The sequence below is a fragment of the Arthrobacter sp. lap29 genome, from assembly GCF_032458965.1.
In the GTDB taxonomy this organism is placed as follows: Bacteria; Actinomycetota; Actinomycetes; order Actinomycetales; family Micrococcaceae; genus Specibacter; species Specibacter psychrochitiniphilus.
In genome coordinates this window covers 117,951-133,758 of record NZ_JAUCEK010000008.1, presented here as the reverse complement: position 1 = coordinate 133,758, position 15,808 = coordinate 117,951, and the positions used below count along the sequence as shown (strand labels likewise).

Annotated in this window: 13 protein-coding genes; 4 read left to right on the top strand and 9 right to left on the bottom strand. The window is 60.5% G+C overall.

The genetic code is table 11. The features are described from left to right. Nucleotides 1-176 precede the first annotated feature (176 nt). From RY113_RS14185 to RY113_RS14170, 4 genes are all read right to left on the bottom strand, one after another. A complete protein-coding gene (locus RY113_RS14185; RefSeq protein ID WP_315915085.1) occupies nucleotides 177-3,002 on the bottom strand; it encodes an aconitate hydratase in 2,826 nt (941 codons plus the stop codon). A gap of 68 nt (nucleotides 3,003-3,070) precedes the next feature. After that, on the bottom strand, nucleotides 3,071-5,689 hold the full coding sequence (locus RY113_RS14180; RefSeq protein ID WP_315915084.1) for an HAD-IC family P-type ATPase: 2,619 nt from the start codon (nucleotides 5,687-5,689) through the stop codon (nucleotides 3,071-3,073). An 8-nt stretch (nucleotides 5,690-5,697) separates the two neighbouring features. Further along, a complete protein-coding gene (locus RY113_RS14175) occupies nucleotides 5,698-7,134 on the bottom strand; it encodes a TRAM domain-containing protein (protein ID WP_315915082.1) in 1,437 nt (478 codons plus the stop codon). Nucleotides 7,135-7,149: 15 nt separating this feature from the next. Continuing rightward, a complete protein-coding gene (locus RY113_RS14170) occupies nucleotides 7,150-9,120 on the bottom strand; it encodes an APC family permease (RefSeq protein WP_315915079.1) in 1,971 nt (656 codons plus the stop codon). A gap of 223 nt (nucleotides 9,121-9,343) precedes the next feature. On the opposite strand from RY113_RS14170, the gene RY113_RS14165 reads away from it, so the two are divergent. Both RY113_RS14165 and RY113_RS14160 read left to right on the top strand, forming a co-directional pair. Beyond that, nucleotides 9,344-10,015, top strand: coding sequence for a TrkA family potassium uptake protein (locus tag RY113_RS14165; RefSeq protein WP_315915077.1), 672 nt, complete (start codon nucleotides 9,344-9,346; stop codon nucleotides 10,013-10,015). Between the two features lies 1 nt (nucleotide 10,016). Further along, nucleotides 10,017-10,676, top strand: a complete 660-nt coding sequence (locus RY113_RS14160) for a TrkA family potassium uptake protein (protein WP_110106097.1) — start codon at nucleotides 10,017-10,019, stop codon at nucleotides 10,674-10,676. A 37-nt stretch (nucleotides 10,677-10,713) separates the two neighbouring features. On the opposite strand, the gene RY113_RS14155 is transcribed toward RY113_RS14160, so the two are convergent. The 4 genes from RY113_RS14155 to dut are packed head-to-tail and all read right to left on the bottom strand — an operon-like array spanning nucleotide 10,714 to nucleotide 13,142. Next, nucleotides 10,714-11,400, bottom strand: coding sequence for a DUF3159 domain-containing protein (locus tag RY113_RS14155; protein WP_315915157.1), 687 nt, complete (start codon nucleotides 11,398-11,400; stop codon nucleotides 10,714-10,716). 27 nt (nucleotides 11,401-11,427) lie between these two features. Then, nucleotides 11,428-11,766 carry a hypothetical protein gene (locus RY113_RS14150; RefSeq protein ID WP_315915076.1) on the bottom strand — a complete coding sequence of 113 codons (339 nt, stop codon included), beginning with the start codon at nucleotides 11,764-11,766 and terminating at the stop codon, nucleotides 11,428-11,430. Between the two features lie 2 nt (nucleotides 11,767-11,768). Next, complete coding sequence (locus tag RY113_RS14145; RefSeq protein WP_315915074.1) at nucleotides 11,769-12,578, bottom strand: DUF3710 domain-containing protein; 810 nt, start codon at nucleotides 12,576-12,578, stop codon at nucleotides 11,769-11,771. Nucleotides 12,579-12,623: 45 nt separating this feature from the next. Then, nucleotides 12,624-13,142, bottom strand: a complete 519-nt coding sequence (gene dut, locus RY113_RS14140) for a dUTP diphosphatase (RefSeq protein ID WP_315915073.1) — start codon at nucleotides 13,140-13,142, stop codon at nucleotides 12,624-12,626. A 95-nt stretch (nucleotides 13,143-13,237) separates the two neighbouring features. On the opposite strand from dut, the gene RY113_RS14135 reads away from it, so the two are divergent. Next, entirely contained in the window at nucleotides 13,238-13,714 is a 477-nt protein-coding gene (locus RY113_RS14135) for a DUF3093 domain-containing protein (RefSeq protein ID WP_315915072.1), read from the top strand. Between the two features lie 69 nt (nucleotides 13,715-13,783). Here RY113_RS14135 and RY113_RS14130 read toward each other — a convergent pair whose 3' ends face one another. After that, the gene (locus tag RY113_RS14130) at nucleotides 13,784-14,044 is read right to left on the bottom strand and encodes a DUF4193 family protein (RefSeq protein ID WP_315915071.1); all 261 of its coding nucleotides are present in this window, start codon (nucleotides 14,042-14,044) and stop codon (nucleotides 13,784-13,786) included. A 259-nt stretch (nucleotides 14,045-14,303) separates the two neighbouring features. Here RY113_RS14130 and sepH point away from each other — a divergent pair, with 259 nt between their 5' ends. Next, nucleotides 14,304-15,638: a septation protein SepH gene (gene sepH, locus RY113_RS14125; RefSeq protein ID WP_315915070.1), complete on the top strand. Its 1,335-nt coding sequence runs from the start codon at nucleotides 14,304-14,306 to the stop codon at nucleotides 15,636-15,638. The last annotated feature ends 170 nt before the right edge of the window (nucleotides 15,639-15,808 follow it).

Below are 15,808 nucleotides of genomic sequence, written 5' to 3'. Positions count from 1 at the left end.
CGTGGCCCGGACGAACTCCGGGATGAATGTTCCAGGCACTATATTCTGCACCGAAATGATCGGATTGGAAGCCAAAAACACGAAGGGGCGGGCCTCCGGTTTCCCGGCTGCCCGCCCCTTGAACGCTAGCTCACTGTAAGTACCAATTAATCCTTAGTACCAACTGCTCACTCTTACTAGCTTGCCGTGATCTGGCGCAGCACGTACTGCAGAATTCCACCATTGCGGTAGTAGTCTGCTTCACCGGGAGTGTCGATCCGCAATACGGCATCGAAGCTTACGGTGGTGCCGTCTTCGCTCACAGCAGTGACCTTGAGCGTCTTAGGCGTGGTGCCGTTGTTCAGCTCCGTCACGCCTGCTACGGAGAAGGTTTCCGTACCGTTCAGGCCCAGGGAAGCAGCGTTCTGCCCGGCCGGGTACTGCAACGGCAGGACACCCATGCCAATGAGGTTGGAGCGGTGGATGCGCTCGTAGCTCTCGGCAACAACAGCCTTGACGCCCAAGAGCGCGGTGCCCTTGGCTGCCCAGTCACGTGAGGACCCGGAGCCGTATTCCTTACCAGCCAGAACAACCAGCGGTGTGCCGGCGGCCTGGTAGTTAACGGAGGCATCGTAGACGTAAGCCTGCGGGCCATCAGCCTGGGTAAAGTCGCGGGTAAAGCCACCCTCAACGTTGTCCAGGATCTGGTTGCGGATGCGGATGTTCGCGAAGGTACCGCGGATCATGACCTCATGGTTGCCACGGCGTGAACCGTAGGAGTTGAAGTCCTTGCGCTCCACCCCGTTGGCCAACAGGTACTGGCCAGCCGGGGTCTCGGACTTGAAGGAACCTGCGGGGCTGATGTGGTCCGTGGTGACGGAATCGCCCAGCTTGAGCAGCACGCGTGCCCCGGTGATATCTTCTACCGGATCAGCTTCTGCCTTCATGCCATCAAAGTACGGTGGCTTGCGAACGTAGGTTGACTTGGGATCCCATTCGAAGACGTTGCCTTCAGGAGTTTCCAGGGCCTTCCAGCGATCGTCACCGTCGAAGATGGTGGCGTAGGAGTTCGTGAACATCTCACGGTCAATGGAGGCATCCATGACTTCCTGGACCTCAACCGGGTTGGGCCAGATGTCCTTCAGGAAGACATCGTTGCCCTCGGCGTCCTGACCCAAGGCATCGGCTTCAAAGTCGAAGTCCATGGTGCCGGCCAGTGCGTACGCGATGACCAATGGCGGTGAAGCCAAGTAGTTCATCTTCACGTCCGGGTTGATGCGGCCTTCAAAGTTGCGGTTACCCGAGAGAACAGCGGTCACGGACAGATCGTTTTCGGCAATGGCTGCCGAAACTTCTGTGTCCAACGGACCGGAGTTACCAATGCAGGTTGCGCAGCCGTAGCCCACTGTGAAGAAGCCCAGCTTCTCCAGGTACGGCACCAGACCTGACTTCTCGTAGTAGTCGGTGACAACCTTTGAGCCCGGGGCAACGCTGGTCTTGACCCACGGCTTGGACACCAGGCCCTTGTTGACGGCGTTGCGAGCCAATACGGCGGCAGCGAGCATCACTGAAGGGTTGGAGGTGTTGGTGCAAGAGGTGATCGAGGCGATTGAGACTGCACCGTGATCCAGCTCGAATTCAACGCCTGATTCGTTCTTGACGTGAATCGGGCTGGACTGACGGCCGTTAGCACCGCTAGCAGCGGAAACGAGCGTGCGCTCGGTGTCATGCTGGTGCGTGTCCGGGTGAGTGAAGGACGGGGCGTCCGAGGCTGGGAAGGACTCTTCCAAGGACTCATCAACTGTGTTGCCTTCAGCATGTGCATCAGCAGCAACGTAGTTGTTCAGATCCGAGCGGAACTGAACCTTGGCGTTGGTCAGCTCAATGCGGTCCTGCGGGCGCTTGGGGCCAGAGATGGAGGGAACCACCGTGGACAAATCCAGCTCGAGGTACTCGGAGAACGCGATCTCAACTGAAGGATCGTGCCAGAGGCCCTGCTCCTTGGCGTAAGCCTCAACGAGAGCAAGCTGCTCTTCGCTGCGGCCGGTCAGGCGCAGGTAATCAACAGTGACGCTGTCAATGGGGAACATGGCAGCCGTGGAACCGAACTCCGGGCTCATATTGCCAATGGTTGCGCGGTTGGCCAACGGCACAGCCGCAACACCTTCACCGTAGAACTCCACGAACTTGCCAACAACGCCGTGCTTACGCAGCTGCTCGGTGATGGTCAAAACCACATCAGTTGCGGTGGCACCGGCCGGGATTTCACCGGTCAGCTTGAAACCTACAACGCGCGGGATCAGCATGGAGACGGGCTGTCCCAACATGGCCGCCTCGGCTTCAATGCCACCAACACCCCAACCCAGCACACCCAGGCCATTGACCATGGTGGTGTGTGAGTCGGTGCCAACCAGCGTGTCCGGGTAGGCGCGCAAGACGCCGTCCACCTCGCGGGTCATCACGGTGCGGGCCAAGTACTCAATGTTGACCTGGTGCACAATACCCATGCCCGGGGGAACAACCTTGAAGTCTTCAAAAGCGGTCTGTCCCCAGCGCAGGAACTGGTAACGCTCACCGTTGCGCTGGTATTCAATGTCCATGTTGCGCTCAACAGCACCTGAGTTGCCGAAGACGTCAATCTGCACGGAGTGGTCAATGACCATCTCGGCCGGAGCCAACGGGTTGACTCGGCTGGGATCGCCGCCGAGGTCCTTGACTGCTTCACGCATGGTGGCCAAATCAACAATGCAAGGAACTCCTGTGAAGTCCTGCATGATGACGCGGGCCGGGGTGAACTGGATTTCGGTATCGGGCTCCGAGTTCGGATCCCAACCTGCCAACGCACGAACGTGCTCGGCTGTGATGTTTGCACCGTCTTCGGTACGAAGCAGGTTTTCCAGCAATACCTTGAGGCTGAACGGAAGGCTCTTGGCGCCTTCTACCGAGTTCAGTCGGAAAATCTCGTAATCGGTTCCGCCTACATTAAGTACGCCTTTTGAACCGAAGCTGTCCACATTAGTCATCGATGGACTCCTCTCGCCACTACTTTTATCTTTGTCACGCACAGGACAGGATGCCAGTTAGGCACCCCTTACTCACGCTCTGAAACTGCTCCACGCTTCTTCAAAAAACGGTAGAGCAGTTCAACAGCTACGCATCCTGCGGCAGTTACCGCAATAGTAGCCGCTAACAGCCCACCACTTGGGATATCGAGGGCGAAGAAGTTGCGGGCGAACGGCACTGCCATGATCAACACAAGCCCCACCACCAGGGCGGCCACCAACAATGCCCGCCATTTATCGAAGGGCCGGGCCAGCGCCCCCAACACCCAAAGCGCCACCACCAGCACCGTCATGGTGGCAGCGGTTTGTGCCTCGCGAATCAGGTGTTCCCCGCTCAATGCCGAATTCGGGAAGGCACTCGCGTACCAGTACACGGCCATGATGCAGGCGGCCACAATAGTGCCGGAGGGAATCGCGAACATGAGTGTTCGCCGGAGAAATCCAGGCTGATAGCGCCGGGCATTGGGCAGTAGAGCCAGGAAGAACGCGGGGATGCCAATGGTCATGGAGCTCACAATGGACAGCTGGCGCGGCAGGAAAGGATACCGCCACATCAAGATGCCAATCGTGATGGAAATGATGATCGCATAGGTGGTTTTTGTGAGGAACAAATTGGCCACTCGCTCCACATTGGCAATCACCCGCCGGCCTTCTGCAACCACCGAGGGAAGGTGCGAGAACTGCCCATCCAGGAGCACCAGCCGGGACACGGCCTTGGTGGCGGCAGCGCCGCTGCCCATGGCGATCCCAATGTCGGCGTGCTTCAACGCGAGGGCGTCATTGACGCCGTCGCCGGTCATGGCCACCACGTGCCCGCGGCTCTGCAGAGCCAGCACAATGGCCTTTTTCTGCTCCGGAGTGACCCGGCCAAAGACGCTTTCACGCTCCAGAACCAGGGACATGGCATCCACGTCATCCGGGAGCTGCCGTGCGTCATATCCGTCACCCTCGAAGCTAAACCCAACATCTCGGGCCACCGCGGCAACCGTTCGAGGGTTATCTCCTGAGATGATTTTCAGCTCCACACCCTGCTCCCGGAAGTACTCCAGCGTGGCCCCGGCATCGGGGCGGACCCGTTCACGGAACACCAGCAGCGCCACAGGCGTCAGGTCCGCAAGGCTGAAGGAAGCGTCCGACGCCGGATGGGCCGCCTGCTCCTGTACCTCCCGGTGGGCCGGCTCCTTCACATCCCGGTGGGCAAGGATGACAGCGCGCAGCCCACTGCCAGACGCTTCATCTGCGGCCGCTAACGCCTCCCGGTGGAGCCCGGCTGCCAGGACCACCTCCGGGGCGCCCAGCACCCATTCTCCCGCCGCAGGGCCGGCCCCAAAGGTGACGGCGCTGAACTTGCGGGCACTGCTGAAATGCACCTCGGAGAGGGGAAGCTGCGCCAGCCCGTCCCGGTAGCTGCCAGCAAGGGCCAGGGCCGTGGCATTCGCGTTGGGGTGGACACTTTGCCAGGCCAGGACTTTTTCCCAGCCGGGAACGGCGGAAAAGACAGTGGTGCTGGCCAGTTCCATGTGCCCTTCGGTCAGGGTCCCGGTTTTGTCTAGGCACACCATGTCCACACGGGCCAGTCCTTCCACCGCCGGCAACTCCTGGACCAGCACTTGGCGCCGGGCCAGACTCACGGCGGCCATGCCGAAGGAGATGCTGGTCAACAGCACCAGCCCTTCAGGGATCATGGCCACAATGCTTGCCACTGCGCTGACCACGGCTATGCGCCATTGGCCCGACGCTATGGCCTGGGTCCAACCACCATGGGCACTCATCTGACCATTGATGACGAGCAAAATGATAGGGATCAAGGCCCACGCAATGTACAAGATGATGCGGTTGATGGAGTTGCGGATCTCAGAGTTCACCAGCGAGAAACGCCGCGCCTCGGCGGTCAACACCGAAGCGTAGGACTCGGCGCCCACCCCGTGGACGCGTGCACTGGCGTACCCGGCCACAACAGCCGAGCCGGACAATGCTGTGTCACCAGAAATTTTGATGACGGGATCTGCCTCCCCCGTCAGCAGCGATTCATCAATTTCTAAGGCGTCTGCCGCCAGGATGGTGGCATCCGCCGGGACTTGATCCCCCGTGCGCAACAACAGCACATCATCATGAACCACGTCAGCTACGGCAATGGCAACCTCCGCCCCGTCCCGGAGTACTCGAGCCCGCGGGGCGTGCAGGACGGCGAGCCTGTCCAGCGTGCGTTTGGCCCGGTACTCCTGCACCACTCCGATGGCGGCATTGGCCACCACAATGAACCCAAACAACGCATCCCGCGGGTCCCCCACCAGTAACACGAGAAACAGAGCGCTGCCCAACACCGTATTGAACAAAGTGAAGACATTGGCCCGCACAATGGCCCAAATGCTGCGGCTGCTCTCATGCGCCACAGCATTGCTGAGCTCAGCCAGCCGACGTTCCCGGACCTGAGCCGCGTCCAGACCATTCGTGGCCAGGCGTGCGGGGTCAACCGGAGCCAGAGCAGCGCGCGCCGCTGCCATGGCGGCGCGGCGGTGTGCCTCACGCCGTTCGGCAATCAACGTACCTTTGGGTTTGTTGCGGGTCAGGTCCCGGCGGGCCAGCTTGTGGTTCTGTACAACCTTGACCTGCTGGGCCGCCATTTCCTTGCGGGCCTGCTGCTTCACGTGGGTTCCTAGGCGTCTGACGGTTGAGGGAGGCTCTTCACTGGCACCAATAGGGCCACAGTTTCAACGTGGTGCGTGTGCGGGTACAGGTCAAAGGCCCGCAAGGATGCCAGCGCCCATCCGGCATTGGCAAAGTACTTGACGTCGCGGGCAAACGCGGCCGGATCGCACGCCACGTAGGCAATGGCTCGCGGCGAGGTGGCAACCAGTGCCCGGACCACAGCTTTTCCGGCACCTGCACGGGGCGGGTCAAGCACCACGGCGTCAAACCGGCGGCGCTGTCCTGCTGGGGTATGTGAACCCCTGGAGGAGGTGCCCAGGATTCGCTCCACCCGGCCCTGCGAAATCTCTACCTGCTCGCTGGCGTGCAGGTTCTTGCGTGCGTCGCGGCTTGTGCCGGCGGATCCTTCCACGGAAAGCACGCTGCCCTCCGGGCCCACAGCATCAGCCAGGGGTGCCGTGAACAGGCCTGCTCCTGCGTAGAGGTCCGCTACATCGGCGCCATCATCTAAGTATCCGCCTTGCAGCAAGGCGCCCAGAGCGGCATCCGTGAGAACTTTGGGGGCACGGCGGTGAATCTGCCAGAAGCCGTCGCCCGTGACCCGGAATTCGTGGTCGTCTGTGGTTTCCTTGACCCAGCCGCGCCCATTGAGCACCTCAATGGCACTGTTTTCCGGGTTCCAACGGGCCACCGAGGGCGCGTTTTCAAGGGCAGCCAAGGCGCGTGCGACCCGTTTGACAGCGGCCCCGGCAGCCTTTTCGCTCAAGGTGGGCTCCGGTGCCAGCAAAACCAGTACGCCTGAGCCATTAGCGGGAGCGGCAACTTCTATCCGCTCAATGCCGGTGAAGTCCAGTTCCCACAGACGGAGCTCGTTGATGGCAGGCAGGGCCAGTGGCATGTCATGGATGGGCACAATGGTGTTCGAGCGGTGCGCGTGCATGCCCAGCTTGCCGGAGCGGGTCACAGCGAATCCTGTGCGGGTCCGCCAGCCCAGGCCGGAGCGCTGATCAGCAGTGCCGTCCGCATCGACATCTTCCACCCCGGCGCTGAACAATGAATCGAGCTGCTCCGTGGCGATCCCGCCCAAGCGTTCGAGCTGTTCGCGCACCACAGCGGTTTTGAGGGCAAGCTGGCCGGACCGTGAAATATGGCCAAATTCGGCTCCCCCCACGGGCGCTGTGGAGCGCGCGCCAGCCCGCAAGGAGTCAGCTTCGGGCCAAAAGTGGGCTACGCGATCGGGTGAGGCCACCACAACATTGGTGACGTCGGCGCGCCAGAATTTGGCGTCGGGTTCGTTCTCAGTCAGCGTGATCTCAACGGTTTCGCCGGGAATTCCGTGGCGCACAAAAATGACGCGACCCTCATGCCGGGCGACGCAATGGCCGCCATGGGCCACTGGCCCTACGGTAACGCTCAGTCGGGGACTGCTGGTGGGCTCACTCATGTGCTCTACGCTCTTCTACTCTTGGTACTTCTTCGCGTCAGTGGAGGACTTCAGCTGCCAAGGCACACTGGCCACCACCACGCCGGGTTCAAAATGCAACCGCGTCTTAATACGCAGGGCAGTCTGGTTATGCACCAGCTGCTCCCACCATTTGCCCACCACGTATTCCGGGATGTACACCACAATCAAATCGCGCGGGGAATCCCTGCGCATGGCCTTGATGTGGTTGATCAGCGGCGTTAGCGTTTCCCGGTACGGGCTCGCTAACACAGTCAACGGTACCGGGATGCGCAGCCGCTCCCAATCCGCAATGGTCGCTTCCGTCTCTGCGGGGTCCAGATCCACCGTGATCGCTTCCAGCGTGGAGGGCCGGGAAGCACGGGCAAAAGCAATAGCACGCATGACAGGCTTGCGCACGTGCGAGACTAAAATCACAGCGTGAATCCGGGCTGGGAGCGCCTTAGTGGCGGAGTCTGTCTCCACCGCCAGCTCACGGGCCACGTTGTCATAATGCTTGCGGATGCTTGCCATGACAGCAAACAGGGCCGCCATGGCGAGTAGCGCAATCCAGGCTCCCTGTTCAAACTTGGTGATCAGAACAATGATCAGCACCGTCAACGTCATACAGAAACCAAGAGAGTTAATGACCCGTGAACGCATCATTTTGAACCGTATGGTCTTGTCCTTGACCTTGAGCAATTCTCGGCTCCAGTGCCGCACCATGCCCAACTGGCTGGCCGTGAAGGAGATGAAAACGCCCACAATGTAGAGCTGAATCAGCCGGGTCACATCGGCGTTGAAGGCAATAATGAGAACCAGTGCGCCAACAGCTAGCAGCAGCACGCCGTTGCTGAACGCAAGCCTGTCTCCGCGGGTGCGCAGCTGGCGGGGCAGGTAGCCGTCCTTGGCGAGGATGGAAGCAAGCACTGGGAACCCGTTGAACGCCGTGTTGGAGGCGAACACCAAGATGGTGCCTGTGGCAGCCACAATGATGAAAAACGGGATGGACCCGGCACCGAATATGGTGGCCGCAATCTGGCTAATGGAAGGGTTTTGAACATAGTCAGCAGGTGGAGCTACTCCATTGACTAAGAATTCGGTGTGCGGATCAGCCACAATATGAACGCCCGTGGCGTTGGCCAGGAACAAGATGCTAGCCATCATGCCCGCAGCGATGGCCCCGAGCAGCAGCAGGGTGGTGGCAGCATTTTTACTCTTGGGCTTGCGGAAATTGGGCACCCCATTGCTGATGGCTTCAACACCTGTAAGAGCTGCGGCGCCGGAGGAGAAGGCTCGCAGGAGCAAGAAGGCACCGGCCAGTCCCACCAGACCCTGGTTGAAGGCGGCTTCGGGAACAATCTCAAAATCGGCCGACGGCGCCCGGCCCAGCGTGCCCGTAGCCGCCTGAAACAGACCCGCCGCGGTCATGGCGAAGATGCAGAACATGAAAATGTAGGTGGGCACGGCAAAGACCGAGCCCGCTTCGCGAATGCCGCGCAGATTCACCAGTGCCAAGATGATGACACCCACCACGGCGATCACCGTTTGGGTTCCATGCCAGCCAGGAATGGCGGTGGCTAGGTAGTTAGCGGCCGATGACATGGACACGGCCACGGTCAGCACATAATCCACCATGAGCGCGGAGGCCACTGTGAGGCCGGCATTCTTTCCCAAGTTGACGGTGGCGATCTCATAGTCACCACCGCCTGAGGGGTATGCGTGAACGTTCTGGCGGTAGGAGGCAACCACCGTTAGCAGCACCACCATGACGGCCAAGCCCACCCAGGGAGAAAGCGCCACGGCCGCCACCCCCGCCAGTGCCAGGGTCAGCAATATTTCATCCGGGGCATACGCCACAGAGGACAATGCGTCGGAGGCAAAAACCGGCAGGGCAATACGTTTGGGCAACAGCGTGTGATGCAGCGTATCGCTGCGGAACGGGCGGCCCACAAGAACCCGCTTGAACGCGTTGAAAAAATTCAGCACGCGGGTAACGCTAGCACCAGTGACGGCACCAGCGCCCCTATCCGGGTGCCGGGTCGCCACCATGACACACTAGTGACACGCCAGGATGCGCCATCGGCTTCGAGCCGGACTTGACCGCGGGGCCCTGCAGAGCATGAAATTGTTATCCGCAAGGCTTAGAAAAGCCATGCATACAAGCGGAACCTGGAAAAAAATTCCGGGCCCGCCACATCAGGGAGCGTCAATGGCACATTTCGTGATCATGGGTTGCGGACGAGTGGGTGCAACCTTGGCCCATACATTAGAGGACTCGGGCCATTCGGTGGCAATTATTGACCAGGATGAACGAGCGTTCCGGCGTCTACGCACCGGTTTTGGTGGCCGAAAGATCACAGGTGTCGGTTTTGACCAAGACACCCTCAAGCAGGCCGGCATTGAGGAAGCCTACGCTTTTGCCGCTGTTTCCAGTGGCGATAACTCAAATATTCTCGCTACTCGCGTGGCCAGGGAAACTTTCCATGTGGAACACGTGGTGGCAAGGATCTACGATCCCGGCCGGGCCGAGATATACCAGCGCCTAGGCATCCCCACGGTGGCTGCCGTGCGGTGGAGTGCAGATCAGGTGCTGCGGCGCATCCTGCCGGAGACTGCCATCAAGGGCGACTTCCGTGAACCGTCCGGGCGCCTGCTGCTGTGTGAGCTCTCGCCAAACGCGCAGTGGATTGGCTGTCACCTTGTGGATATGGAGAAAGCCGCGAACGTTCGGGTAGCCTACTTGACCCGCTTCGGGGAGGGCATTTTGCCCGGCCCTGATACCAGCTACCAACAGGGCGACACCGTCCATGCCATGGTGGCCAGCGCCCGCGTAACAGAAGTTGCGCGCATCCTGGCAGCAGCACCCGTGAAGGAGTTTTAATATGCTTGTTGTCATTGTCGGTGCCGGCAGCGTGGGCTGTTCCATTGCCAAGGAACTGCTGTCCCACGGTCATGAGACCCTACTGATCGATCCCAAACCTGAAGTGATTGGCAAGAGCGGGCTGCGCGGCGCCCGCTGGCTGGTGGGCGACGCCTGCGAAATCAGCACCCTACGTGAAGCGAAGTTGGAAGAGGCTGATGTGGTGGTTTCGGCCACCGGTGATGACAAAGTCAACCTGGTGGTTTCACTGCTTGCCAAATCTGAATTTGGTGTGGGCCGCACAGTGGGCCGGGTCAACAATCCCAAGAATGACTGGATGTTCGATGATTCCTGGGGTGTGGACGTGGCCGTCAACACTCCGCGCCTGATGACAGCACTCGTAGAAGAGGCCGTGGAGATCGGAGACCTGGTCCGGCTACTGACGTTGCAAACCGGTGTGGCATCTCTGGTGGAGTTCACGGTTCCTGGTGACTCGCACGTGATTGGCTCAACCGTGGGAGCCATCATGTGGCCACACGATTCCTCGCTCGTGGCTATTTTGCGCGATGAAGCCCCCATCACGCCCAGCCCGGATGATGTGGTGGAAGCCGGAGATGAGCTGTTCTTCATCACCACCATTGCGGCCGAAAATGAACTACGAACCCTGCTGGTAGCCCGCTAACTGCGCTGCTGCCCTGCCCCGGCGCCCGGACTTGTCTCTAGAGTTCTGTGGACTTGTTCTCGGTGACGGGGCGGCTGACCAGCCAGGCGATCCACAGCCCGAAGGCATAAAGTGGCACACCCATGATCAAGCGCATGGCTCCGAGCGCATCCACTTGCCCGGCAAAGTACAGCGGCAGTTGCACCAGAAGCCGGGCACCCATGACAGCCACAATAATCCACGTGGCCACACGGTAGGCGCGGAGCCGTTCTGGTTGCGTCCGCCAGCGCACACCCTCATTGCGGGCGTAGCCGAACAATAGTCCAAGAACCGGCCAGCGGACTGCGATGGAGACCACCATGGCGGCGATGTAGGCGGCGTTGGTGTAGAAACCCACAGTATAGAAATTCTCGGCCTTGCCGGTTTTCATTGCCAAAAAAGCTGATAGCGCGACGCCGGCAATTCCGGCCAGCGCCTGTGTCAAGGGAGTGCGCTGGATCAGCCGGGTCACCAGGAACACGGCAGCCATGGCCACCGATCCCACCAGGGCAATAGTCAAATCCCGGGTCACGGTGAAAGCCACCAAGAACACCAGCCCCGGCAAGACACTTTCGGCAATGCCTCTGATGCCACCGGCTGCGGCGAGGAGATCTATGTGGCCGTTTTCCTTACGGACCAGTGTACTTTTCGCCGCCATTTCCTGGGCAATCTCGGCAAATCCGCCACTCGGCTTGGGATCTGGCATATTTTCTTCGGGGCTCTGCTGACTCAACTAGCTCTCCTGAATTCCAATGATCTCGTAGCGTGGGTTGTACATGGTGGGCAGTCCCTCGCGCAGGGAGACCATACCCTCAACACGGAGCCGAACGCCGGCGCTAATGCCGGGGACACGCCGTCGTCCTAGCCACACGATCCGCAGACGGTGGTTGCCTGGACCTTGGGCCGCGCGGTGAAAATCCGTATCGCTGAGAATCGCCGTGAAAGCGGGTGTGGCTGTGGCCGGGGGGATCGTAACGGCGTCGATGATTCCCCCGCACACCGCCCTGCCGCGGGCCGGCAGTTCCGCAATGGGGATTGCTGCCGGCCAGTCACCTTGCTCAGTAGTGGCCAAGGCTAACCGATCGTGGTGATTTCCGGACCGCGCTCCAGCGGGGAACCACCTTGAGCAGAGCCCATGTCCGGGCCGCTGGTAGCGGGTGCGGAGGCCATGGCGTCCTTGGGAAGGCGCAGGAGCAAGAGATCGCGCGGAGGCAAGGGCACCTCGCCGCGGACTACAACCACGCCACGGAACAAGTCTTCCAAAGGCAGCGCAGCTTGGCTATCAACAGCTGCAGCACCGCCCAAGACGCCGCGGAGGAACCAGCGCGGGCCGTCAACACCAATGAAGCGGGCAACCCGGAATCCCCGGCTGCCATCATCACTCTGGGCAGGTACCTTCGCCAACACTTCCTTACCGAAGGTACCGTCGAGAATCTCAATTTCGCCGCCCTGTGCACCCACCGAGAGGCCAATCTGCTCACGAATGTCTCGCCACAGGGGCTCCGAACGTGAGGCCGCAAACGCCTGGAGCTGCAGGCTGGAACCGTTCAAATCCAAGGTGACCGCAATAACGCGCTGGGTGTTCTCTTCAACTTCAAGGCGAAGCGAGAGGCCCTCCAACGGGGTCACCATCAATGCGCCCAGATCCACGTAACCGTCCGTGGTCTCGATCTCGTCAGCATCGAGGGGGCCATGGAGATCTCTCTCGTACACCGTGTCTGCCGGGTCCGGAGGCAGCGCAACAGCATCAGCCGATGGCTGTGCTACTTCTGCATCTGCTATTTCTGTGCCAGCGTTCTCGGCGTCCTGTGTGTCAGCTTCGGAGACAAAAGGCACCGGAGCCTCGGAACTGCTCTTATTTTTCTTACCAAACCCAAAAGCCATGGGAATTAAGACTCCTTGTCAAGGATGGAAACTGCGGATCAGCAGTTAGTTGGGTGCTGGTGGATTCGTGGACGGGGAAAAACCGCCGGTTGAGCCGAAGCCACCGGTGCCTCGCACCGAATCGGCGAGTTCGTTCACGGCAATGAACTGGGCGGTTTCCACGCGTTGAATCACCATTTGTGCAATTCTATCGCCCCGTGACAGGGAGATGGAATGATGCGCATCGGTGTTCAGCAGGGTCACGGAAATCTCTCCGCGGTACCCTGCGTCAACAGTTCCAGGACTGTTGACAATGGTCAGGCCATGTTTGGCAGCCAACCCGGAACGTGGGTGGATCAAGGCAACAAAACCAAAGGGCAACGCGATGCTCACTCCTGTTGGGACAAGCACACGCTCCCCCGGGGCCAGCACCAGATCAATGCGGCTGCGCAGGTCCGCTCCAGCATCGCCCGGGTGGGCGTAGCTGGGAGGTTCAATCCCGGCGTCGAGCATGTGCAACTGCACTTGAACTACGGAGCTCTGAAGATCGGTGGCGGGGTTGGCATCAAAAGTCTCATGGGTCACAACAGAACACTCTATCTTGAAGCCGTGGCTCCCGCCTGCGGGCAATAAGGGCACCTCAAGGTGAATTACGGGGCGAAAGATGAAAAGCTTGACCCATGTCATCTCAATCGCCACAAAGCTCCACCTACGCAGCCACGGCAAACTACACCGAAAAGCTCTGGCCAAATTTCTGGGGTTGGGTGATTGTGCTGGGTCTCTCGTGTGCAGGAATCCTGATCTTCATTCCCATCAGCCCCACGGCGGGCTTCGTGGCATTTGTCGTGTTGCTGGCCCTGCAGACGCTGGTGCTGGTGACAACCACCCCCACCATCGCCGTCACACCGGAGACCCTGCAGGTAGGCCGGGCACAGATTGAGCGGCAATTTGTGGGAGAAGTCAGCGTCTACTTCGGCGACGACGCCACCGATCAGCGCGGCATCAAACTCAACGGCTTGGCGTATCTGTGCATCCGCGGCTGGATCAAGCCCGTGGTGAAGATTGAAATCACGGACCCGAATGACAGGACCCCCTACTGGTTGGCGTCCTCTCGCAACCCTGAACACCTGGCGGCGGCGCTGCGAGCTGGCCGCTAACTAGAGAAATACCCCGGGAAAACTGCGCGTTGAGCATTCTCCCGGGGTATTTTTCTGCCATAACGCGGCCTATCCTTCGCAGTCCCGGCAGTACATGAGGTTCTTGCTTTCCTTGGCCAGCTGGGAGCGGTGCCTGATAAAAAAACAGCTGCTACAGGTAAACTCGTCTGCCTGTTCGGTCAGGATCTCCAGGGCTTGGTCGTCAGGAGCGTGCTCGCCACCGGGCAGTTCGTAACTTTCGGCAAGCTCACTCTCGCTCAGGTCGATCACCGCTACCGGCGAAGCGGTGGCGCGGGGGGCCCTGTGGTGCTGGCGGGTGCCGGTGTTCATGTCTGTTCCCTCACTCTGTGGCCAGATGCAACTCTGGATTAATACAGCAAACACCCTAAAGGAAGGCAGCGGCTCTACTGCCCAACAGAGCTGCCGAGTTCGCAGCAGGCTTAAGTTTGACCCTCTATGAATGCGCTAGCGGGAAAAACTTGACCAAAATCGTAGCCATCTCACGCCACGCCTAGCGCGGTAGTAGGATTTGCCACGCATCGGTGGCAAAGTCTTGAACTGAACTAATAAGAAATTTTTGGAGGACGGCATGGCTGATTTACGGCTGGTGGGTGTCCACGACGACGGCGAACATCTGCTGCTCAGTGGTCCTGATGGGGACAATTACCTACTCCCCCTGGATGAGGCACTGCGCACAGCCGTGGGCCGGACCAGCCAACGCGCACCCAGGCTTAACCAGCCCGGTGCTCGCATGACTCCGCGCGAAATCCAGTCACTGATCCGTGCCGGATCCAACGCCAGCGACGTCGCTGACCAGTCGGGGCTGACGCTTGAACAGGTGCGCCGCTATGAAGGTCCCGTCTTGGCGGAACGTGAGTACATTGCCAACCAGGCCCGAGCTGTTTCTGTAGCAACTTCCACGCAGCACACGGAAAACTACTCCTCCTCCATGGCTCAGGAACCCACCACGCTCGAGGAGATGGTTCTTCACCGTCTCTCCGCTTTCGGCATCGAGAAGGCCTCGCTGCGATGGGATGCTTGGCGTGACCACGCCGGTGCCTGGACCATCAGCGCAGACTTTGAGCCAGGCACCGAATGGGCTGCCAGCAGCATTGGCCAAGCCCCTCCCGCCTTGTGGAGCTTCCACGCCGGACGCAAGTCCTTGAAGAACGCCAACCGCTGGGCACAGCAGCTCAGTGAACTTGAGCCGTTGGACAGCCCTGTGCCGGAGCGCCGGCTCAGTGCCGTTGCCGACAAACCGTTCGATGTTGAGGCGGAGGCCGTTGCGGATCCGCACTCGCCAGAGTGCTTTGACGGCGGCGATGGCGCCGAACCCGAGCACTCCCCCGACGCCTCCTCCGAAGCCGTCGTCAAGGAACAGGACTCCAGTACCGGCTACTCCGGGCACGGTTTCTTGGACATGCTCCGTTCCCGCAGGGGTGTTCGTTTGGGCATTGACGAGGACGGCGACGACGAACTCGCAGCCATGCTGGGAACCCACGTTCCTGGCGCTCACCCTCGCGATGAAGCCCGTTACTCTCTAACCACGGATACGCAGGAGCCCGCCAGCACCACCCAGGGCACGGACTCCCCCAGCGATCAAGTGAAGAAGATGCCTTTTTTGCAATTGGCACCCCGATTGGTTGAGGACACGCACGTTGGCAGTGTTGCCGAGGTCAGTACTGAGACCCGGGAGATTGTCCTTTCCGGCGAGCCGTTGGCCCGTCTGAAGCCGCTCCAGGAGCCGGCAGCCCCCGAGTCGTCTGAGTACAGGGCTCCCTCCGCTGGGCCTCTCGAAGCCGCTGAGAGTGGGCCCAGCGATAGCGAAGTTGCCGCACGCCTGGAACGCAAGGCTGCGGCCAAACCCAAACGGTCCAGCGTGCCCAGCTGGGACGAGATTGTCTTTGGCACCAAGGGTGACTGAATCCTGATCCACCGAACCGCTCCCGGCTGCCGAACTCCTGGCGGCCGGGGGCGGTTTTGCGTTGCTGCGCCCGCTGCGAGCTTGCGCGTGACGGGTTGGCGGAGAGGGTGTGGGTGGGGCCACGCGCCCGAGGGACCCGCTGCGAGCTTGCGAACAGTGTAGTGGCGGAG

Bases quoted from the DNA above. Each gene is read 5' to 3' on its own strand.
- RY113_RS14185 (WP_315915085.1), bottom strand. From the start codon at position 3,002: ATGACTAATGTGGACAGCTTCGGTTCAAAAGGCGTACTTAATGTAGGC.
- RY113_RS14165 (WP_315915077.1), top strand. From the start codon at position 9,344: ATGGCACATTTCGTGATCATGGGTTGCGGACGAGTGGGTGCAACCTTG.
- RY113_RS14160 (WP_110106097.1), top strand. From the start codon at position 10,017: ATGCTTGTTGTCATTGTCGGTGCCGGCAGCGTGGGCTGTTCCATTGCC.
- RY113_RS14145 (WP_315915074.1), bottom strand. From the start codon at position 12,578: ATGGCTTTTGGGTTTGGTAAGAAAAATAAGAGCAGTTCCGAGGCTCCG.
- RY113_RS14175 (WP_315915082.1), bottom strand. From the start codon at position 7,134: ATGAGTGAGCCCACCAGCAGTCCCCGACTGAGCGTTACCGTAGGGCCA.
- sepH (WP_315915070.1), top strand. From the start codon at position 14,304: ATGGCTGATTTACGGCTGGTGGGTGTCCACGACGACGGCGAACATCTG.
- RY113_RS14130 (WP_315915071.1), bottom strand. From the start codon at position 14,044: ATGAACACCGGCACCCGCCAGCACCACAGGGCCCCCCGCGCCACCGCT.
- RY113_RS14155 (WP_315915157.1), bottom strand. From the start codon at position 11,400: ATGCCAGATCCCAAGCCGAGTGGCGGATTTGCCGAGATTGCCCAGGAA.
- RY113_RS14135 (WP_315915072.1), top strand. From the start codon at position 13,238: ATGTCATCTCAATCGCCACAAAGCTCCACCTACGCAGCCACGGCAAAC.